This window comes from Rhodococcus sp. ACS1, from assembly GCF_002300155.1.
Taxonomy (GTDB): Bacteria; Actinomycetota; Actinomycetes; order Mycobacteriales; family Mycobacteriaceae; genus Rhodococcus_F; species Rhodococcus_F koreensis.
This window is the reverse complement of record NZ_NSDZ01000002.1, coordinates 395,988-415,719: the sequence shown is the minus strand read 5'-3', so window position 1 is coordinate 415,719 and position 19,732 is coordinate 395,988. Positions and strand designations below refer to the sequence as shown.

Annotated in this window: 14 protein-coding genes; 3 read left to right on the top strand and 11 right to left on the bottom strand. The window is 68.9% G+C overall.

Annotated features, from left to right (window positions below; all coding sequences use genetic code 11):
- The first annotated feature begins 124 nt into the window (after window positions 1–124).
- Complete coding sequence (locus CJ179_RS09240; protein WP_072937312.1) at window positions 125–736, top strand: TetR/AcrR family transcriptional regulator; 612 nt, start codon at window positions 125–127, stop codon at window positions 734–736.
- Here the strand turns inward: CJ179_RS09240 and CJ179_RS09235 are convergent.
- From CJ179_RS09235 to CJ179_RS09200, 8 genes are all read right to left on the bottom strand, one after another.
- A complete protein-coding gene (locus tag CJ179_RS09235) occupies window positions 696–2,276 on the bottom strand; it encodes an APC family permease (RefSeq protein WP_072937311.1) in 1,581 nt (526 codons plus the stop codon). The genes CJ179_RS09240 and CJ179_RS09235 overlap by 41 nt on opposite strands.
- A 55-nt stretch (window positions 2,277–2,331) precedes the next feature.
- Entirely contained in the window at window positions 2,332–3,222 is an 891-nt protein-coding gene (locus CJ179_RS09230) for a universal stress protein (protein ID WP_072937310.1), read from the bottom strand.
- A gap of 34 nt (window positions 3,223–3,256) precedes the next feature.
- Window positions 3,257–4,711, bottom strand: coding sequence for an NAD-dependent succinate-semialdehyde dehydrogenase (locus CJ179_RS09225; protein ID WP_095861247.1), 1,455 nt, complete (start codon window positions 4,709–4,711; stop codon window positions 3,257–3,259).
- Window positions 4,704–6,662, bottom strand: a complete 1,959-nt coding sequence (locus CJ179_RS09220; RefSeq protein ID WP_095861246.1) for a primary-amine oxidase — start codon at window positions 6,660–6,662, stop codon at window positions 4,704–4,706. The genes CJ179_RS09225 and CJ179_RS09220 overlap by 8 nt, the downstream gene beginning before the upstream one ends.
- Window positions 6,663–6,743: 81 nt before the next feature.
- The gene (gene gabT, locus CJ179_RS09215; RefSeq protein ID WP_095861245.1) at window positions 6,744–8,084 is read right to left on the bottom strand and encodes a 4-aminobutyrate--2-oxoglutarate transaminase; all 1,341 of its coding nucleotides are present in this window, start codon (window positions 8,082–8,084) and stop codon (window positions 6,744–6,746) included.
- Window positions 8,085–8,135: 51 nt separating this feature from the next.
- On the bottom strand, window positions 8,136–9,566 hold the full coding sequence (locus CJ179_RS09210; RefSeq protein ID WP_095861244.1) for a gamma-aminobutyraldehyde dehydrogenase: 1,431 nt from the start codon (window positions 9,564–9,566) through the stop codon (window positions 8,136–8,138).
- Between the two features lie 186 nt (window positions 9,567–9,752).
- The gene (locus tag CJ179_RS09205) at window positions 9,753–11,426 is read right to left on the bottom strand and encodes an amidohydrolase (RefSeq protein WP_095861243.1); all 1,674 of its coding nucleotides are present in this window, start codon (window positions 11,424–11,426) and stop codon (window positions 9,753–9,755) included.
- Window positions 11,426–12,856, bottom strand: a complete 1,431-nt coding sequence (locus tag CJ179_RS09200; protein WP_072937305.1) for an APC family permease — start codon at window positions 12,854–12,856, stop codon at window positions 11,426–11,428. Before CJ179_RS09200 ends, CJ179_RS09205 begins: the two co-directional genes overlap by 1 nt.
- Before the next feature lie 103 nt (window positions 12,857–12,959).
- Between CJ179_RS09200 and CJ179_RS09195 the strand changes: the two genes are divergently transcribed.
- A complete protein-coding gene (locus tag CJ179_RS09195) occupies window positions 12,960–13,583 on the top strand; it encodes a TetR/AcrR family transcriptional regulator (protein ID WP_174705441.1) in 624 nt (207 codons plus the stop codon).
- A gap of 9 nt (window positions 13,584–13,592) precedes the next feature.
- Here the strand turns inward: CJ179_RS09195 and CJ179_RS09190 are convergent, their stop codons facing one another.
- Together CJ179_RS09190 and CJ179_RS09185 are read right to left on the bottom strand one after the other, a co-directional pair.
- Entirely contained in the window at window positions 13,593–15,239 is a 1,647-nt protein-coding gene (locus CJ179_RS09190; RefSeq protein ID WP_095861242.1) for an amidohydrolase, read from the bottom strand.
- Between the two features lie 17 nt (window positions 15,240–15,256).
- Window positions 15,257–16,495, bottom strand: a complete 1,239-nt coding sequence (locus CJ179_RS09185) for an MFS transporter (RefSeq protein ID WP_095861241.1) — start codon at window positions 16,493–16,495, stop codon at window positions 15,257–15,259.
- A gap of 289 nt (window positions 16,496–16,784) precedes the next feature.
- Between CJ179_RS09185 and CJ179_RS09180 the strand changes: the two genes are divergently transcribed.
- Window positions 16,785–18,311 carry a PucR family transcriptional regulator gene (locus tag CJ179_RS09180; protein WP_095861240.1) on the top strand — a complete coding sequence of 509 codons (1,527 nt, stop codon included), beginning with the start codon at window positions 16,785–16,787 and terminating at the stop codon, window positions 18,309–18,311.
- Window positions 18,312–18,335: 24 nt separating this feature from the next.
- Here the strand turns inward: CJ179_RS09180 and CJ179_RS09175 are convergent, their stop codons facing one another.
- Entirely contained in the window at window positions 18,336–19,697 is a 1,362-nt protein-coding gene (locus CJ179_RS09175; protein ID WP_095861239.1) for an NAD(P)/FAD-dependent oxidoreductase, read from the bottom strand.
- Window positions 19,698–19,732 lie beyond the last annotated feature (35 nt).

Sequence of the window (19,732 nt, the reverse complement as noted above, 5' to 3'; positions counted from 1 at the left end):
ACGAATTGGATTCGTTAAGTATGGTGGGTAAATGCTCGGCGATCAAGGGGCGGGGAGACACGATTTCGATTCCTTCGGTATCCACCCTGGTCGCCGGTGACACACACCGACCAGGAGGGCACCCATGCCACGGCCATCACAGCGACTGCTGTCGCCGGAGATCATCACCGAAGCTGCCATGCGCATGGTGGACCTCACGGGTGATTTCACGATGCCGGGTCTCGCCGAACGGCTGAAGGTGCGGCCCTCCTCGCTGTACAACCACGTGTCCGGGAGGGCGGAGATCATCGAACTGATGCGTGCCCGCATGATGGCGGGCATCGTGGTGGCGGACCCCGACGGCAAGTGGAGCGAGACGGTGGCCGGCCTGGCGCGAGAATATCGGCGCAACTACGCCGAGCATCCTCGGCTGATTCCTCTGTTCACCGCGCACACAGTGCAGTCCGGTGTGGCTTTCGCTCTGTACAACGCGCTGGCGCAGGCATTCTCGGACGGCGGCTTCACGCCCGAGGAGATTCTGCACGCCATCACGACGGTCGACAGTTTCGTGCTGGGGTCGGCGCTGGACCTCGCCGCACCCGAAGTGGTCTGGGCGACCGCGCCGGAGGCGAACGAGTCCATGCGAGCCGCCCTGGCCACGTCCGGGCCGAACCCCGGACGGGCGGATGCAGCATTCGAGTTCGGGCTGCGGACGCTTATCGCTGGCTTGGTGGCGCAGGCTCCGATCGAGCCGTGAGATCGCCCTCGTCGCGCAGAGCGGACGTCTCGCGGTTGAGGGTCTCGCCGCGGAAGAAGGCGGGACTGCGGAACCGCATGACCACCATGAGGATCGCCCCGAGCAGCAGGATCCCGAAGCCGAGGAAGAAGACCAGGCCGATGCCGCCGATCGACGCGCCACTCGCGTTGTCCGGGTCCATGCTCTCCTCGATCGAGATCACGAACACCGCGAGCAGCATGAGGCCGCCGAGGAGCGGGAACGCGAACCGGAAGACGATGTTGCGGAAACTCGTGAACAGGCTGTCCCGGAAGTACCAGACACACGCGAACGCCGTGATGCCGTAGTACCAGCAGATCATGATGCCCAGTGCGGCGATGGTGTCGAGCAGCGTGCGTTCGGACAGGAACGTCACCACCGTGTAGAACACCGCGGTGATGACGCCGGCGACGACCGTGGCGTACGACGGGACCAGGAACCGGGGGGACACGTCGGCGAGTTTCTTCGGGAAAGCGCCGTACGCGCCCATCGCGAGCATGGTGCGGGCCGCGGGCAGGAACGTGGTCTGCAGGCTCGCGACCGAGGAGACGAACACGGCGAGGAACAGCAACATGCCGCCCCAGTTCCCGAGAACCGGATCGGCGAGGGCGCCGAAGACGTTCTCGGAGTTGTCCGGGTTGCCCAGGCCGAGGCCGTCTTCGCCGACGCCGGCGTACATCATCGCCGCGACCGACACGAGCAGGTACGTCAGCAGAATCGTGATCACGCACAGCAGTCCGGCGCGACCGGGGGTCTTCTTCGGGTTCTTCGACTCCTCGCCCAGCGTCAGGCACGTGTCCCAGCCCCAGAACGCGAAGATCGAACCCGTCAGGCCGATCACGAACGCGCCGACGGCCAGTCCCGTGAACGGGTTGAACCAGCTCAGGTCGAACGACAGCCCGGCGGGGGCGTCCCCGTTACCGACGTGGACCAGTGCCACCACCGCGAACGCGATGAGCAGGACCATCTGGAAGCCGACCAGCGCGAACTGCAGCTTCTCGCTGGTGGTGATGCCGCGACTGGCGATCCACGTGGCGAGTGCGATGAAGAGCAGGGTGGTGCCCACATTCACGAACTTGTTGCCGGGCAGGTCCGCGATGCTCGGTGCGTCGAACAGTTTCGCGATGAACAGATAGAAGAACTGGACCGCGATCGCCGCGAGGTTCGAGAGCACGATGATCGTGGCGATCACCATGCCCCAGCCGCACATCCAGCCGACGTACGGACCGAACGCCTTCGTCGACCACGTGAACGACGCACCGCAGTCGGGTGATTCGGAGTTGAGCTCACGGTAGGCGTACGCCGTGAGGAACATGGGAATGAAGCCGGCGATGAAGATGGCGGGCATCTTCAGCCCGACCGCCGCGACGATCAGTCCGATGCTGGCCGTCAGCGTGTAACCCGGTGCCACGGAGGAGATCCCGAGGACCGCCCCTGCAAAGGTCCCGACCGCACCGGTGGCCAGCCCTTTGGTGCTCACGGCAACGCCGGCCGACGCCGGTGCGCCTTCGCTGTTCGTCATGTCTGAACCTCCGGTCGGGTGCGATCGTGGATCCGGGGCGGGTGTCGCGGACGGTTTACTCACTGTTGGGGAACTCCTGCTTGGGGACGACGACCATGGGCACCGGCAGGACGCGGAGCATCTTGGCCGCGGTGGATCCCAGGAACAGTCGACGAGGTTGGGCGAGGCGGCTGGAGCCGACCATGACGAGGTCGCCGTCCTGCCAGTCGAGTTTGCGGACCGCCGATTCCACGGAGGATCCGTCGGCGATCATCACGGAGACGGGGAAGTCTTCGGGTAGTGCGGACTTCGCCTCGTCCAGGGTGGACTGTGCATGGGCGACCGCGCGCTCGCGGACGCTCTCGGAGGTGTCCCGATGATCGCGAAGGTGGTGGTGCGGGTCCAGTTCGACGAGGGACACCAGACGCAGCGGGGTCTCCATCCGCTTGCTGGTCCGCACGGCGGTTCGCAGCAGCACGTCCGCACCGACGCGCGTCCCGAGTGCGCACGTGACCTCTCGGATCTTCTTCGCGGAGGAATGCCGATGGCCGCGGGGCGCGAGGCAGAGCGGCACGTGCGCGGAGTGCAGCAATTCCGTCGACACGGAACCGACCGAGTGCCTGCCGAGCAGGCCGTCACCCGCGGCGCCGACGACGATCGCGTGCGCGTCGAGGCGGGTGACCTCGTCGAGGATGCCCTGTGCGAACGATTCGTGGAAGCTCAGGTGGACGTCCACGTCGATGTCGCTCGGCACCGACGACTTCGCCTCGTTCAGCCAGCGCTGTGCGCGGGAGGCGAGGATGTCGTCGAAGCCGGTCTCTGCCGGAACTCTCGCCGGGACCGTGCGGTCCGGCGGGAGAACCATGCAGATGTCGAGCTGTGCGCCGAGACTTCGGGCGAGCTGCGCCCCGAGGGCCAGACCGTCCTCCCCGCTGGGAGTGGCGAGATATCCAACGACCAATCGCATGGTGACGGTTCCGATCTGTCTCGGGGCGGGTGGGTTACGCGAAGCCGACGTACTTGGTCTCGAGGTACTCCTCGATGCCTTCGGTGCCGCCTTCGCTGCCGAGTCCGGACTGCTTGACTCCGCCGAACGGCGCGGCGACGTCGGAGATCACTCCGCGGTTGACGCCGACCATGCCGCTCTCGAGCTTGTCGGCGACGCGGAACGCGCGGTCGACGTTCTGCGTGTAGATGTATGCGGCGAGACCGTATTCGGTGTCGTTGGCGGCGGCGACGCCCTCGGCCTCGGTGTCGAATCCGGTGATCGCGGCGACGGGTCCGAAGATCTCCTCGCGGACGATGCGCGCGTTCGCGGGTACCTCGTCGAGGACGGTGGGCTGGAAGAAGTAGCCGGGACCGGCGACGGACTTGCCGCCGGTGCGGACCCGGGCGCCCGCGGCGACGGCGTCGTCGACGAGGGACGCCACGTTGCGGCGCTGCTTCTCGTTGACGAGGGGGCCGACGTTGGTGCCGTCCTCGCTGCCCGGTCCGACGGTGAGCGCGGCGATCCGGTCGGTGAGCTTGGTGGTGAATTCCTCGCGCACCGAGTTCGCGACGATCAGGCGGTTGGCGGCGGTGCACGCCTCGCCGCCGTTGCGCATCTTCGCGGCCATCGCGCCCTCGACCGCGGCGTCGATGTCGGCGTCGTCGAACACCACGAACGGCGCGTTGCCGCCGAGTTCCATCGACGTGCGCAGAACCTGCTGGGCGGACTGCTCGATGAGGATCTTGCCGACGCGGGTGGATCCGGTGAACGTCACCTTCCGCAGCCGCGGGTCGGCGAGCAGCGGTTCGGTGACGGCGGCGGCGTTCGACGCGGGCAGCACCGACAGCACACCGGCCGGCAGGCCTGCCTCGGCGAAGATCTCGGCGAGCAGCAGCATGGTGAGCGGGGTGTCCTCGGCGGGCTTGACGATGATCGTGCAGCCTGCGGCGAGCGCGGGGCCGATCTTGCGGGTGCCCATCGCGAGCGGGAAGTTCCACGGCGTGACGGCCAGGGTGGGTCCGACGGGCACCTTGGTGACCATGATCCGTCCGCTGCCCGACGGCGACGTGGTGTAGCGGCCCTGGATGCGGACGGCTTCCTCACTGAACCAGCGCAGGAACTCGGCGCCGTAGTTCACCTCGCCGCGGCTCTCCGGCAGGGCCTTGCCCATCTCCATCGTCATGAGCAGCGCGAGGTCGTCGGTGCGCTCGATGACCTTCTCCCACGCCGACCGCAGGATGATCGACCGCTGCCGGGGTGCGGTGGCCGCCCATTCCTCCTGGACCGCCGCGGCGGAGTCCAGTGCGCGCATCGCGTCCTTGCCACCCGCATCCGCGACGTCGGCGATGAGGGTTCCCGTTGCCGGGTCGTACACCGGGAAGGTGCCGCCGTCGATCGGGTCGGTCTGGGCGCCGTCGATCCACAGACCGGTGGGCAGGGTGGCGCGGAGCCGTTCGAAATCAGTCATCGGAGTCCTCGTGGTGGGGATGGTGGTGATCGCACGCCTCCGGGGTGGGGGCGACGTCGAGGGCGGGGTTGCGGTCGAAGAATCCGGCCGGCTTCAGCCAGAAGGACACGGTGTCCGCAGGCATGATCGGCCAGTCCTCCGGCCGCGGAATGTGGTGGATCCCGAACGTGTACCAGAGCACCACGTCGGTGTTCTCGATCGGGCGGTCGGCCGCGGTCCAGGCGGGAAGTCCGTGATCGACCTTGCTCTGGTTCACGAATTCGCCGGCGGGCCAGCGTTCGTCGGGGGAGTTGGGCGTCACCCAGACGGTGTGGCCGATCGCGCCGGTGCGCTGGAAGATCGGTGACGCCGGGTCGAACATCGACGGGATCGCGCCGCCGGGAACGAGTTTGTAGGCGGGGGCGGTGCCGAGTCCGGTGGTCGTGTTGTCGTTGACGACTTTCCACGCGCGCTGGCTCTGCCAGTCGAAGTCCTGCCTGCCCTCGTGTTCGGTGCGCAGCGGGGTGTTCTTCTGGCGTAGCGCGAGCCCGAGGGGATTGTCCGGGCCCATCGGCACGATCTCGGTCTCGGTCGCGTACACCGTGTTCTCGGTGCCGTCGATGTCGAGATCGAGCCGCGCGACCAGGAAGTGCTGGTGGAACGGCGCGTACGTGCGGGTGTCGACCAGGGTGCCGCTCGGGTGCTCACCGCCTTCGGGGAAGTGGCTGACCACCATGATCCCGGTGGCACGGACCTCGCACTCGATGTTGCCGTCCTGGTAGAACCGCCAGTAGACGAGGTATTCGTAATTCGCGACCGTCACGTGCGTCGACACCGTCAGCCGCCGCATGCGGCGCACCTCGGAGCCGTCGTGGTCGACGTGCTTCCAGAGGACGGCGTTGTCCTCCTCGTGGATACAGATCGCGTTCTCGATCGTGAACGGCACACCGTGGCTGTCGTGGAGGACGGCGTCGAGGTACCGGATCTCGCCGAGGCAGTCGCAGCCCAGGGTGAGTGAGGTGGTCATGAACCCGATGCCCCACTCGCCGATGTCGAAGGCGGTGCGGCGGTAGTGATCGGTGCTGGTGTCGCGGTACGGCACCGCCATCTCCGCGAACGACATCCGGTTCGCGATCGAACGCACCCGGCCGTTGTCGTTGTAGGTCACCGCGTGCAGGGTCATGCCCTCGCGGTAGTTGAACCCCACCCGCAGCGACCAGTTCTGCCATTCGAGTTTGTTGCCCTCGAGTGTGAACGACGGTCCCTCCGGCTGGACGATGTCCAACGGCTTCAACGGCGGGCGCGTGCTCGCGTTCCGGATCCGTTCCGGAATGTGCCGGGGCACGTACTCGCCCATGACCTCGGGGCGTTCGACGCTGAACGTGTCCTCGATCTCGAGCAGTTCCATCTTGTTGACGTCGATCACACAGTGGAAACCGTTGACCGGCCCCGCATACGGGTTGGTGCCCTCGGACGCCCGCACCCAGGTGTCCGACCAGCCGAGCCGGCGGCCCTTGTACTTCTCCGGGGTCACCACGTCGCCGTACGTCCACACGTCCATGAACACCAGGCTCATGTCCGTGACCCCGCGCTTCGCGAGCGCCGCGATCACGTCGGGGTGCCCGCGGAGGAAGGCGTCCGCCTCTTCCCATTCGTCGACCGTGAAATTCGCCTGGACGTCCGGGATGTGCTGCCAGGAGACCACGTTGTCTCCGGTCAGCGAGACGAGCGCCTTGTAGGTGTCTCCGCTGCCGCGGTCGAAGCACACGACGATCGCCCGGCGGTCCGGGACGGTGCCCGACGCGTCGAACGCCGACACCGCCGCCTTGTCCGGCTCGGCGAGTTCGATCGACGCGAACCGCCAGCCGTCCCCGACCCCGTGTTCCCGGGCGAGGACGGCCGCGGCCTTCGCGAATTCGTCCGCCCCCAACGGGTCCAGAGGATGGAACGTGCCGGTGGTCGTCCGGGTCATGATGTCTCCTCTGGTCGATGGGTGGGCGGTTCGTGCTCGTGCGCCTTTTCGGTCGTGGTGGCTACCGAAAAGGCGCACGGGTCAGACGAGCGAGCGCACGATCTGCTCGATCACGGTCAGGGCGTCGTCGAGCAGGTCGTCGCCGATCACCAGCGGCGGAAGCAGCCGGATGACGTTTCCGTACGTACCGCATGTCAGCAGAATGACACCTTGTTCGAGCGCACGGGCGGCAATCGCCTTCGTCAGTTCCGCATCCGGCTCGGTCGTGCCGGGCTTGACGAACTCCATCGCGAGCATCGCGCCGCGTCCACGCACCTCACCGATGACCCCGACGTCGGCGGCGAGGGCCTGCAGCCGCGGCAGGGCCAGGTCGCCGATGTGCTGTGCGCGAGCGGGCAGGTCGAACTTCCGCATGCTGTCGATCGCGGCGAGCGCGGCGGCACACGCGACGGGGTTGCCGCCGTACGTGCCACCCAGTCCGCCGGGGTGCACCTTGTCGAGGAGTTCGGCGCGGCCCGTGATCGCGGACAGCGGCATGCCGCCGGCCATGCCCTTGGCCATCGTGATGATGTCCGGGACGATCTCCTCGTGCTCGCACGCGAACCAGGCGCCGGTGCGGGAGAATCCGGTCTGTACCTCGTCGGCGATGAACACGACGCCGTTGGCGCGGGCCCAGTTCACCAGGGTGGGGAGGAATCCCTCGGCGGGAACGATGAATCCGCCCTCGCCCTGGATCGGCTCGATGATGATCGCCGCGAGCGAATCGGCGCCGATCTGCTTCTCCATCTGGCTGATGGCGCGCTGAGCGGCCTGCTCGCCGGTCAGTCCGTCCTGGTCCCGGTACGGGTAGGACATCGGGAGCCGGTACACCTCGGGCGCGAACGGGCCGAAGTGGGCCTTGTAGGGCATCGACTTGGCGGTGAGGGCCATCGTCAGGTTCGTGCGACCGTGGTAGGCGTGGTCGAATGCGACGACGGCGTCGCGGCCGGTGGCGAGGCGGGCAACCTTGATGGCGTTCTCCACCGCCTCGGCGCCCGAGTTGAACAGGACGGTGCGCTTCTCGTGGTCGCCGGGGGTGAGGTCGGCGAGTTCCTCCGCCACGCGGACGTAGCCCTCGTACGGGGTGACCATGAAACAGGTGTGGGTGAAGTGCCCGACCTGCTCGCGGACCGCCTCGGCGACGGCCGGATCGGACGCGCCCACGCTGGTGACGGCGATGCCCGAGCCGAGGTCGATCAGCGAGTTGCCGTCGACGTCGACGACCACACCACCGTCGGCATCCGCCGCGTACACGGGGACGCTGGAGCCGACGCCCGCGGCCACGGTGGCGCGGCGACGTGCGGTGAGGGCCGCCGACTTCGGGCCGGGGAGCTCGGTGACCAGGGCGCGCTTCTGCGGCAGCCGGTACTGGATGTCGTTCATGATGGTGCAGTCCTCAGGGTCGTGACGTGGATGGGATGGGTGGGAGCGACGTCAGTCGTTGGAACTCATGACGTGCTTGATGCGGGTGTAGTCCTCGACGCCGTAGCCGGAGAGGTCCTTGCCGTATCCGGAGTACTTGAAGCCGCCGTGCGGCATCTCGGCGACCAGCGGGATGTGGCAGTTGATCCAGACGGCACCGAAATCGAGTGCGGCCGAGAGCCGTTGCGTGACGCCGTGGTCGTTGGTCCACACGCTCGACGCCAGGCCGTACCGGACGTCGTTGGCGAGGGTGACGGCCTCCTTCTCGTCGGAGAAGCTCTGCACGGTGAGGATGGGACCGAACGTCTCCTCCTGCACGATGTCGTCGCGCTGGTCGACGCCGGTGATCACGGTGGGTTCGAAGAAGAATCCCTGCTCTCCCGAACGCTTTCCGCCGGTGACGATCTTGGCGGAGGTGGGGAGCGCGGCGATCTTGGAACTGACCGCGTCGAAGTGGTTGACGTTGTTGAGCGGGCCGTAGAACGTGTCCGGGTCGTCCGGCAGGCCGGGCTTGAGGGTCTCGGCCTTGCGGACGAGGGCGTCGACGAGCTGGTCGTGGATGGACTCGTGGACGAGGACGCGGGTGGCGGCGGTGCAGTCCTGGCCGCCGTTGAAGAAGGCGGCCTCGGCGATGCCGCTCGCGGTCTTCTCGATGTCGACGTCGCCGAAGACGATCGCGGGGGCCTTGCCGCCGAGCTCGAGGTGGGCGCGCTTGAGCTGGCGTGCGGCGGAGACGGCGACGGCGATGCCCGCCCGCACGGATCCGGTGATCGACACCAGACCGAGGGCCGGGTTCTCCACGAGGGTGGCGCCGGTCTCGCCGTTGCCGAGGACGACGTTGAAGACGCCGTCCGGCAGGATCCCCTTGGTCAGCCGGGCCAGGACGAGCGTGCTGTTCGGGGTGGTGTCGCTCGGCTTGAGCACGATCGTGTTGCCCGCCGCGAGCGCGGGACCGATCTTCCACAGGGCCATCATGAACGGGTAGTTCCACGGGGTGACCTGACCGACCACGCCGATCGGCTCGCGGCGCACGTAGGAGGTGAAGCCGTCCATGTACTCGCCGGCGGCCTTGCCTTCGAGCATGCGGGCGGCGCCCGCGAAGAAGCGGAGCTGGTCGGCGCCCACCTTGATCTCTTCGTCGGCGATGACCTGCTTCGGCTGCCCGGTGTTGCGGCACTCGGCCTCGACGAGTTCGTCGCTGTGCGCCTCGATCGCGTCGGCGAGCTTCAGCAACGCGGCCTGCCGCACGCTCGGAGTGGTCTTGCCCCACGAGACGAACGCCTGCTCGGCGGCCTCGACGGCCGCGTCGACGTCGGCCTTGGTGGAGACGGGCGCCCGCCCGACGACGCTCTCGTCTACAGGGTTGATCAAGTCCAGCGTTTCCGTCGCGGATGAGGCGACGAACTCACCGTTGATGTAGTTCTCGAGTACGTCGATCGACATCGGTACCGGTTCCTCTCGTGGGGTCGAAACTCGTGGTCCGCGGCGGGCCGTCGGTGGAACGGTCCGACCGGGGCCCGGAGTTGCAGAACATCTGAAAACAAGTGTGCGCTGTCTCACAAGCCAGAGGCAGCTGACAAAATGGTGAAAGACGCGCCCCCCGCCGCGCCGAGTTGTCCAATCCGGACGTCATCCGTGCGAGCAGGTGTGCCCGGCCGCGCCGGAACCGGCGAACGGCACGTCCGCGGGGACGCTCGCGACGGTGGCGTCGTGCACGACCTCGCCGCCGACCAGAGTGAGATCGGCCCGCTGGTCCAGCAGTTCTCCGGGTTCGAGCGCGTACAGGTCCGCCGACCAGACGACCAGGTCGGCGTGGGCACCGGGACGGATCACGCCGAGGTCGTCCTCGGCGTGCCAGGCCCACGCGCCGCCGCGGGTGTACGCCCGCAACGCCGAATCCAGGTCCATCCGTTCACGCGGGGTCCAGTCGGCGCGGCCGTCCAGACCCGAGCGGGTGAGGGCGGAGTACAGGCCGACGAGCGGATCCATCTCCCCGACCTGCCAGTCGCTGGAGAACGCCAGCACCGCGCCGGACTCGGCGAGCGAACGGAACCGCCACGCCCGGTCCCACCGGTCCTCGCCGACGTTCTCCATCCACGTCCCCGCGACGAGGTCGGGCGAGCAGTGCCGCGGCTGCATCGCCGCGACGACGCCGAGTTCCCGGAACCGGGGAAGGTCCTCGGGATGCAGGCACTCGACGTGGACGATGCCGTGCCGCCGGTCGGTGGTGCGGTTCACGCGGGCGGCGTGCTCGATGGAGTCGAGCGCGAGGCGGATGCCCCAGTCGCCGGTCGCGTGCGTGTGCGTCTGGAAGCCGAGGCGGTCGAGTTCGGTGAGCATCGCGGTGAACTCCTGCGGTGGCAGGCTCGGCGCGCCGCGGTGTCCCGGCCGGTTCGCGTAGTCGGCGAGCATGGCGGCGGTGTGCGGCTCGATCACGTCGTCGGCGTACAACTTCACCGGCCCGAGCCGCAGCATGTCGTCGACCGGCGCGCCGTCGACGGCCTCCCGCAGGTCCCGGCGGAACGCGGCGTCGGCGCCGACCGGGTGGAACAGGGCGGTGATCACCCGCGAGTGCATCCGCCCCTCGGCGCGCGCCCGGTACATCAGGTCGAGTTCGGCCAGCGGGACCTGCGGTTCGACGACGGTGGTGATGCCGCTCGCGGTCGCCATCTCCAGGCTGGACGTGATGCGCCGGTACCGGCGGTCGGGGGAGTACATCGGGATGTCGCGCTGCAGCCCGGCCAGACCGGCCCGCGTCATCGCGCTGGTGTAGAAGTCCGTGACCCAGCCGGTGGGTGCGCCGTGGCCGTCGAATTCCGGCCGTCCCCAGGGGATCTGCGTGCCGCGGTCGATCCCGAGCTTCCGCAGCGCGGCCTCGTTCAGCCACACCGAGTGCTGGTCGTAGGTGGTGATGAAGACCGGGCGGTCGGTGAGGCCGCGGAGGTCGCCGGCGTTCGGCCTGCGCCCGGTCACCACGGAGTAGACGGCGTTCTCGGCGCAGATCCAGTCGAGGTCGGGGCGAGCGGCCGCGTGCGCGCCGATCCGCCGCCGGACCTCCGTGAGGTCGTGTGCGCCTTCGAGACTCACCGCGTCGGGGTCGAATCCGAGGAGCAGATGGTTGTGGCTGTCGATGATGCCGGGGGTGACCAGCCGGCCGCGCAGGTCGATGGTCCGCCGGGCAGGCGGGGCGTCCTCGGTGGTCCCGACGTATCGGATCCGGCCGTCCGCGATGCCGACGGCCTCGGCCCGGCCGGGAGCGTCGAACGTGCGGACGACGCCGTTGTTCAGCAGCAGGTCGAGCATCAGCAGGTCTCCTCGGGGGCGGCGTCGAGCAGCAGCAGGTGGGTGTTCTTGCGCGGTCGCAGGTACAGGGCGAAGTAGACGAAGCCGGCGGCGACGAGCCCGAGGGAGATGCCGAGGCTGAGCCACTGCTCCGGGTCGAGCAGGGTGACGACGAAGACGAGACCGAGTGCGGCGATGCAGATTCCCGGGGCCAGCGGCCACAACGGCATCCGGTAGCCGGGTCGGGCGGTCCCGCCGCGGCGGTGGTTGATCGCGGCCAGCGCGATGAACAGGTAGGTGAACGTCAGGGTCGACCCGGTGGCGGTGAGCAGGACGTCCAGCGGGACGAAGCACGCGGCGAATGCGATGGCGCCCATCACGACGGTGGCGAGGACGGGGACGCGGCCCTTGGTGCTGACGGCCTGCAGCGGCGCCGCGACGGTCCCGGGGAGGGCGCGATCGCGAGCGGCGGCGTAGAGGAGCCTGCCGGCCTGCAGCGTGATCGCGATGATCGCGTTGATCACGGCGAGGGCGATCGAGAGCATGACCACCATGGCGACGGCGTGACCGGCGCGTTCGGTGAGGAAGGCCTCGACGGGGAGGCTGGAACCGAAGAGTTCGGTCTGCGAGCGGGCGCCGACCATGATGGCGATCAGCGGGACGAGTTCGGTGGCGACGGTGATGACGGCGCTCCAGATCACGGCCTTCGCGATCGAGCGGGCGGCATTCTTGGTCTCCTCGGCGAAGTACACGGCGCCGCCGTACCCGTTGTACGCGAAGATGCCCTGGGTGACGGCCAGCATCAGTCCGGAGATCGCCAGCGGTGCGAGCTGGCCGGTGGCCGGGTCGAGGACCTCCGGGCTGAGCAGGCTCGACAGCGGCCGTTCCATGTGGACGAAACCCAGGACGGTGAGCAGGACCAGCGCCGCCATCTCGACACCCAGGAAGACCCCGGTGAGCCACGCGTTCGTCCGGATGTCGAAACACGCGGTCACGGTGGTGATCACGACCACGACCAGGGCGGTCTGCTGCGGCGACAGTCCGTGGATCGCGACGCCCAGATAGTCGGCGACGCCGAGGGCGAAGACCGCGATGATCAGCGGCAGGGAGATGAGGCTGATGAAGAACGTGGCGACGCCGAAGGCCGGTCCGAGTGCCCGCGACACCAGCGAATAGTCGCCGCCTGCGACGGGATACGCGGAGGCGAGTTCGGCGTAGCAGAAGGCGATGAGGATGCTGACGACGCCGGCGATGAGGAACGCCCAGAAGACGCCGGTGCCGAACAGGGCGAGGGCCGAGCCGCCGAGGATGAAGACGCTCGACGCCGGTGAGATCGACGACAGGGTGATCAGGATGTTCCCGCCGACGCCGATGCTCCGCGAGAGCGAGGCCTCGTAGGCGCCCGCGGCGGCGGGGGGAGTGGCGGTGGGCGGCCGGGCGGTCTGGTCCATGAGCTGTCCGTTCGGGGAGGGTGAGGGGGTCGAATAGTTTTTTGACACATCCGTCAAACAACTGGGCCGAGTGTCACAGATCACGTCGGCTACTGTCAACGGCATGGCGCGACCGAACACTCAGAAGCAGCGGCGTTCCGAACTCATCGAGGCCACGCTGCAGGCCGGATCCGTGCACGGACTGCGGTCCCTGTCCCTGACCGACGTGGCGAAGCGGGCGGGCCTGACGCGCGGTGCGCTGCTCTACTATTTCGACGACCTGGATGCGCTTCTCGTCGAGGCGCACCGGGCGGGCACCGAACGCTACTGCGATCAGCGCGACGAGGCGGTGGCCGCCCAGGCGTCGTACGCCGCCAAGCTGAGGACGGCCGTCGACGCGGGGCTGCCGAGCGGGCCCGACGACACCCTGATGCGGCTGCTCTACGAATTCGACTTCATGTCGGGCACTTCGGCGCTGCACGACGAACTGGTCCGGAAGATGTATCTGCGGCAACTCGCGACGTACCGCGCGATCCTCGGCGACGGGCACGCGTCGGGGGAGTTCGCCGTGCGCGGCGACATCGACCAGGCGGCAATGAATCTGGTGGCCCTCGAAGACGCGTACGGTCTGCACATCGTCGGCGGAAACAGTCTCATCACCGTCGATGCCGCGCGCACGGCGATGCTGGGGTTCTGTGAGCAGATCGGCTGCGGCGTCACGGAAGACGCCGCAGCCGAACGGGACTGAGCGGGTCGGCTACCTCGGGTGGCTGCCTGCCACCTCCGCCTCGTGGCGCACCGAGCCGGCCACCACGGTGAGCTGCACCCGCGCGGTGAGGAGGGAATCGGCGCCGGCGGTGAACGGATCCCCGTCGAGGACCACGAAGTCGGCGGCCTTGCCCGCGACGAGTTGACCGGTGAGGTCGTCCCAGCGGCACGAGTAGGCGGCGTCGCGGGTGGCGTGCGCGAGCGCGTCCGCCATCGGCAGTGCGTACTCGGGCAGGTTGGGCGCGAGCGCCGGATCGATCGCGGACTTGCGCGTCGTCGCGATGTACATGTTGGGCAGCGGGGGATGCGGTGCGGTGGGGGCGTCGGAGCCCAGCGCGAGGACAGCGCCCGCCGCCGTCATCTCGGGCCACGGGAACGCCCGCTCGACCCGATGGTCGCCCAGCATCGACCGCCAGTTCTCCTGGATCGCCGGGTCGGCGTGCACCGGCTGCATCGAGGCGACGACGCCGAGCCGGGCGAGCCGCTGCACGTTGTCCTCCGTGATCGTCTCCAGGTGCTCCATCCGGTGCCGTCGCGGGCGAATTCCGTTGGTGGCGACGGCGTGTTCGAGCGCGTCGAGCGCGATCTCCGACGCCTCGTCACCGATGGCGTGCATCGCCACCTGGAGTCCGGCGGCGTCGGCCGCAGCGACGACCGGTGCCAGCGCGGCGAGGTCCCAGATCGGTTCGGCGTTCGTGCCGTCCGAGTACGGCTCTGTCATGGCGGCGGTGCAGCTGTCGATGACACCGTCGATGATGACCTTGATCCCGGCCATCCGCAGCCAGGGGCCCTGCAGGCGCTGCTGGTACTCCGCCGCCTCGTGCACCTGGCGGACGTTGTCCTCTTCCGAATCGGTTCGTTCGATCAGCCAGTGCCCGGCCACCCGCAGCGGCAGCGTGCCGCCGCCTGCGGCCAGTGCGCGTTCGAGCGCGGCGACCTCGTCCGCGCCGAGCGCCATGTCGACCGCGCCGGTGACGCCGTCGGCGAGATACTGCTCGAAGGCGGCCGCGAGCGCGGTGTCCCGTTCGTCGTTGCTGATCACCTTCGCGAGGGCGGGCCACACGATCTGGGTCACCGCCGTCTCGAACAGCATGCCGGTGGCCTCGCCGGTGACGGGATCGCGCTCGATCCGGCCGCCGATCGGGTCCGGGGTGTCCGCGTCGATGCCGAGTTCGCGCAGCGCGGCGGTGTTCACCCACGCCGAGTGCACGTCGTTGGAATCGAGGTAGACGGGTCGGTCGGCTTCGGCGGCGTCGATCATCTGACGCGTCGGCGGGTGCCCGTCGAGTGCGGAGAACAGCCAGCTGCGGCCGAGGAGCCGGGGTGCGTCCGGGTTCTCGGCGGCGAACCGGCGGATGCGGTCCTGGATGTCGGTCAGGTCGGCGGCGCTCTGCAGGTCCACCTTCTGCAGGGCCTGTCCCATCATCAGCAGGTGGGTGTGGGCGTCGATGAAGCCGGGCAGGACGAATGCCCCGCCGAGGTCGACGACGCGGGCGTCGCCGGACAGCGTGTCGGCGGTCGCGGTGTCGCCGACGTACGTGAGGCGGTCGCCCCGGACGATCATCGACTCGGCCCAGGCCGGTTCGGCGGCGGTGAAGATCCGGCCGCCGCGGTAGTGGGTCGTGTCCGTGTTCATGATGTTCTCTCTTTCCGTCAGACGACGACCGAGGTGGTGTACCGGGCAGCGGGATCCTGTCCGGGTAACGCGGAGGCCTGCTCGGTGCGCGTCGACAGGCGGGCGATCCAGACGATCGGCACGAGCAGGGCGAGGCTGATGCCCGCCAGGACGAAGCCGAACGCGACGTACCCGACGGCGCCGGTCACGAGCGTGCCGAAGAGCGGGGCGAACGCCGACCCCACCAGATATGTGCCCAGGAGCGGGGCGGACCAGCGGCCGGACGAGTCCAGCGCGGCGGCGATGGCCACCACGTAGATGAAGGCCGCGGCGTACACCGTGTTCCAGGCGATGATAAGCACCAGATACGTCGTCGAATCGGTGGCCAGGCACGAGCCCAGTTTCAGGGCGGCGCCGAGTCCGAGGAGGACGGCGGTGGGGACGGTGCGGCCGAGGCGCGAACCGAGCGCGGTGAGGACGAGGGCGGCGGCGATGCCGCCCGCGGTGGACAGGCTGAGCGCCAGACCCATCTGCTGTTCGGTCAGGGAGGCGTGTTCGGCGCCCATGATGCCGGACACCGCCCACAGCGAGTCCTCGCCGATCGCCCAGATCGCGAAGAGCACGAGGAGGGAGAAGCCGGCGACGGCCAGCTTCTTCTCGGTGACGCCCTCGGGCAACGGGGTTCGGGTGTGCGCCGCGCTCGGCTCGCCCTCGTCGACGGCGGGGGCGGACGGCAGCCAGGCGATCGTGAACACCGTCGCCAGCGCCAGCACCGCGACGATCCCGAACGCATTGGTCATGTGCAGGCCGAGGATCGGGATGAGCGCGAGAACCCCGGTGACCGCGGTGCGGTTGACGAGACCGTTGATCCCGGACACCCGGTTCGGATTGTTCAGCGCGGCCAGGGCGGCCCCGCCGACCGCGACCGCGCCGCCGGCGCCGATCCCGCCGACGATGATGGCGGCGCACGCGATGGGCGCGGAGTGGACGAGGGCGGCGACGCCGAAACCGGTGGCCATCACGACGAGGCTGACGCGGCCGAGCAGGTGGCGTGAGCGGCCGGCCGCCCATCGGGTGGTCGCGAGGCAGACGAGCGCGGTGGCCAGCAGTGAACCGGTGAGGACGGCGCCGGCGACGGTCTGGGTGACGCCGAGGTCGTCGACCATCGCGATGATCATGAGCGGGATGAGATTGGCCGTGATGTAGCCGACGACGAAGACGCTGAAGGTGGCGATACCGCGGCCGAGGGTCAGGGGGACGCGGACGGCGGCGGTCACGTGGGATTCCTGGGGTGGGTCAACGACAACTCCGGGTCTCGGGTGGCGGCCCGCGTGAGACGTGGGTCACTTAGCGAATGGGATTCGTTAAGTATGCGGAGGGTGCGTCCCGCGCGCAAGGGGGCAAACGAACTTGATTCGTTAATGTTGCGTTTCGGCGTTGTTCGAGGTCGGCGTCTGACACAATGGAGTAGTCGTCCGTGCTCAGCTGGCCAACTTGTCCAGCGCTATCCCCATTCCGACCGGTCAGGGTGACACGGACCCGACCGCACACTGCGCAGGAGCCGACATGACCGTTCCCGTTCGCTGGATGTTGTCCCAGCCGGACCTGGCTCTCGAACTGAAGGGTGGCGCCGCCGGTCTCGGCAACGAGATCACGTTCGCCCACGCCACCGAATTGCAGGACCCCGTCCGCTGGCTCTCCGGCGGCGAATTGCTCCTCACCACCGGTATCCGGCTTCCGCTGACGGCCGCCGACCGGGCGCGGTACCTGCGCGGACTCGGCGAGGCCGGCGTGGCGGCGGTCGGGTTCGGCACCGGACTCTCCCATCCCGAGGTGCCCGAGGACCTGGTGGTCGTCGCCGACGAGATCGGACTGCCGCTGCTCAAGATACCGCTGCCCACGCCGTTCGCGGCGGTGGTCAAGAGGGTCATGAACCGTCTGGCAGAGCAGGAGTACGAGGCGGTGCTGCGCGCGTCCCGGGCGCAACCGCGGATGACCCGCGCCGTCATCCAGGGCGGCACCGGCGCCACCGTCCGCGAACTCGCCGTCGCCACGTCGTCCACCGTCCTGCTCCTCGACCTGTCCGGCCGGGTGCTGGAGGCGCATCCGGCGCAGCCCGCGGAGGACGTGCTCGGGGAACTGCGGGACGTGCTGGAGGCGGGCACCGGCGGGGCGTCGAGCAGCGTGTCGCTCGCGCGCTCGGGCGCGTCGATCACGGTGCAGCAGATCAGCGTCGGTAGCACCCCGCACGGCCACCTCGCCGTGATCAGTCCCATCGCGCTCAGTCACGTGGACCAGATCCTGCTCGGTCACGCGAACTCGTTGCTCGCGTTGGATTTCGAGAAGCCGGTGCGACTCAGGACGGCACAGAACCGGCTCAATTCGCACGCCCTCGGCCTGCTGCTCACCGAGGACCGCGACCTCGCGCCCGCGTGGTCGCAGATCCGGCACGCCGCGGACGCGGACGGCATGGTCCGCGGACTCACGGTCGTGGCCGAGACGCCCGCGCTCGCGGAACGGGCCGAGTCGGCGGTCGCGGTGGCCATGAACAAGGCCGGACGGCAACTGTTCTCACGCAGGCACGATGCGCGGGTCACCGTCCTGCTGCGGGGAACCGACGACGTCGACTTCGCGCGGGCGATGCTGCGCAGTCTGTCCGCCCCGGAGCGGAAGGCGATCCGGGCCGGGCTGAGCGGGCGGCGGGAGATCGCCGGTCTCGTGGCGGCCATCGAACAGTCCCAACTCGCCGCGTCGGCCGCCGAGGCGGGGGCGGATCCGTTGGAATTCGCGGCGCTGACCGGCAGCGCGCTGCTCGCGTTCAGTTCGACGCGGGAGGTGCTGAACTCGCTGGCGGACACGATGATCTCGCCGATCGACGACTACGACCGCAGCAACGGCACCGAATTGCTGGGGTCGCTGCGGGCGTTCCTCGAGGCGAACGGGCACTGGGAGTCGGCGGCGGCGGTGATGGGCGTGCACCGGCACACCCTGCGCAGCCGCATGGCGCGGATCGAATCGCTGATCGACTGTCGGCTGGACGTGGCGCGCGTGCGCGCCGAACTGCTGCTCGCGATCATCGCCCGGCAGTCGTGACTGCCGGGCGATGACCGGACGGGACTACTTTCCGAGGCGGGCGACGATGTCCGCGGCGGTGCGCTGACCCATCCGGACGGCGCCGTCCACGTGCTGGTAGCCCTCGGCGGCGATGTCCGAGCAGGAGAAGTGGAACGGTCCGACCGGCGTCCGCGTGTCCTTGCCGTACCGGTGCAGGCCACCGAGGTCGAAGCTCGCGGCGTACGCGCCCCGGGTCCATTCCTCGGAGCCCCAGTCGGACTCGTAGTACACCACCGGCTCGGCGGCCTTCGGCCCGAGGTAGCGGGCGAGGGAGCCGAGGATGGTGGCGCGGCGCTCTTCCTCGCTCAGTGCGAACATCGCGTCGGCCTTCTCGTCCGACACGAACGCGACAAGGGTGCCGCGGGTGTCCTCGTGGTTGGTGTTGTCGTACACCTCCTGCACGACCTCGGAGGCGCCGAATCCGGTGCCGGACAGGCCGTCCGCACGCCAGAACGGGGTCTCGTACACGGCGTGCACCTTGATGACGAGTCCCAGCGACTGGTGCTGGTGCATCTGGTGCTGGCGGCGCGGCAGCGGCGGGTCGTACGAGATGCGGGAGTACAGGTTCGGCGGGACGGCGAGGATCACGCGGGACGCTTCCACGCGAATGTCCCCGTCCGCCAGCACGACTGCGCCGTCCTCGCTCCACCGGACGGTACGCACGGGGGCGTTCAGGACGACGTCGTCGCCGAGGGCGGCCGCCATCCGGATCGACACCTGCTGCATGCCGCCGATGACCCGCTTGTCGAGGATGAAGTCCTCGTCCACCAGGTGCGAGAACGATCCGGCGGACGCGGCCATCAGCACCGCCTGCAGCGCGGAGAACGAGTGCGCGGGCTTGGTCAGCATGCCGCCGGCGATGAACAGGCCGATGTTGTCGCGAGCCTCGGCGTCGTCGGACTGCTCGATCAGCCAGTGCTTGAACGAGATCGTGTCCAGTTCACGGGCCAGCGGATGCGCCCACGGCTCCTCGGCCCCGATCTGCGCGGCGAGATCGTCGAGGATCTGGACCAGGCGGTCCATCTCCTTGCGGGTGGTCTCGTCGACGGGGAACGACTCACCGGTGTAGCGGGTGCGGTCGCCCGCGGCCGAGATGTAGACGGATTCGCCCTCGCGGTACCGGTCGAACGTCTCCAGGCCGAGTTCGTCGAGCAGCGAGATCAGCGCCGTCTGGTCGGGGGAGACCCACTGACCGCCGATCTCCAGCATCGCGCCGTCGATGGTGTCGGTCCAGGTGCGGCCTCCGACGCGGTCGCGCGCCTCCAGGACGGCGACGGACAACCCCGCCTTACGCAGCGCCGTCGCTGCGGCCAGGCCGGACGGGCCTGCGCCGACGATGGCGACATCACGTTGGAGAGTAGGCACTTTCGAGCTCCTTTGGTTGAAGTGCTGATCGGTTC

Coding starts and splice junctions, on each gene's coding strand:
- CJ179_RS09240 (WP_072937312.1), top strand. CDS start 125: ATGCCACGGCCATCACAGCGACTGCTGTCGCCGGAGATCATCACCGAA.
- CJ179_RS09235 (WP_072937311.1), bottom strand. CDS start 2,276: ATGACGAACAGCGAAGGCGCACCGGCGTCGGCCGGCGTTGCCGTGAGC.
- CJ179_RS09230 (WP_072937310.1), bottom strand. CDS start 3,222: ATGCGATTGGTCGTTGGATATCTCGCCACTCCCAGCGGGGAGGACGGT.
- CJ179_RS09225 (WP_095861247.1), bottom strand. CDS start 4,711: ATGACTGATTTCGAACGGCTCCGCGCCACCCTGCCCACCGGTCTGTGG.
- CJ179_RS09220 (WP_095861246.1), bottom strand. CDS start 6,662: ATGACCCGGACGACCACCGGCACGTTCCATCCTCTGGACCCGTTGGGG.
- gabT (WP_095861245.1), bottom strand. CDS start 8,084: ATGAACGACATCCAGTACCGGCTGCCGCAGAAGCGCGCCCTGGTCACC.
- CJ179_RS09210 (WP_095861244.1), bottom strand. CDS start 9,566: ATGTCGATCGACGTACTCGAGAACTACATCAACGGTGAGTTCGTCGCC.
- CJ179_RS09205 (WP_095861243.1), bottom strand. CDS start 11,426: ATGCTCGACCTGCTGCTGAACAACGGCGTCGTCCGCACGTTCGACGCT.
- CJ179_RS09200 (WP_072937305.1), bottom strand. CDS start 12,856: ATGGACCAGACCGCCCGGCCGCCCACCGCCACTCCCCCCGCCGCCGCG.
- CJ179_RS09195 (WP_174705441.1), top strand. CDS start 12,960: ATGGCGCGACCGAACACTCAGAAGCAGCGGCGTTCCGAACTCATCGAG.
- CJ179_RS09190 (WP_095861242.1), bottom strand. CDS start 15,239: ATGAACACGGACACGACCCACTACCGCGGCGGCCGGATCTTCACCGCC.
- CJ179_RS09180 (WP_095861240.1), top strand. CDS start 16,785: ATGACCGTTCCCGTTCGCTGGATGTTGTCCCAGCCGGACCTGGCTCTC.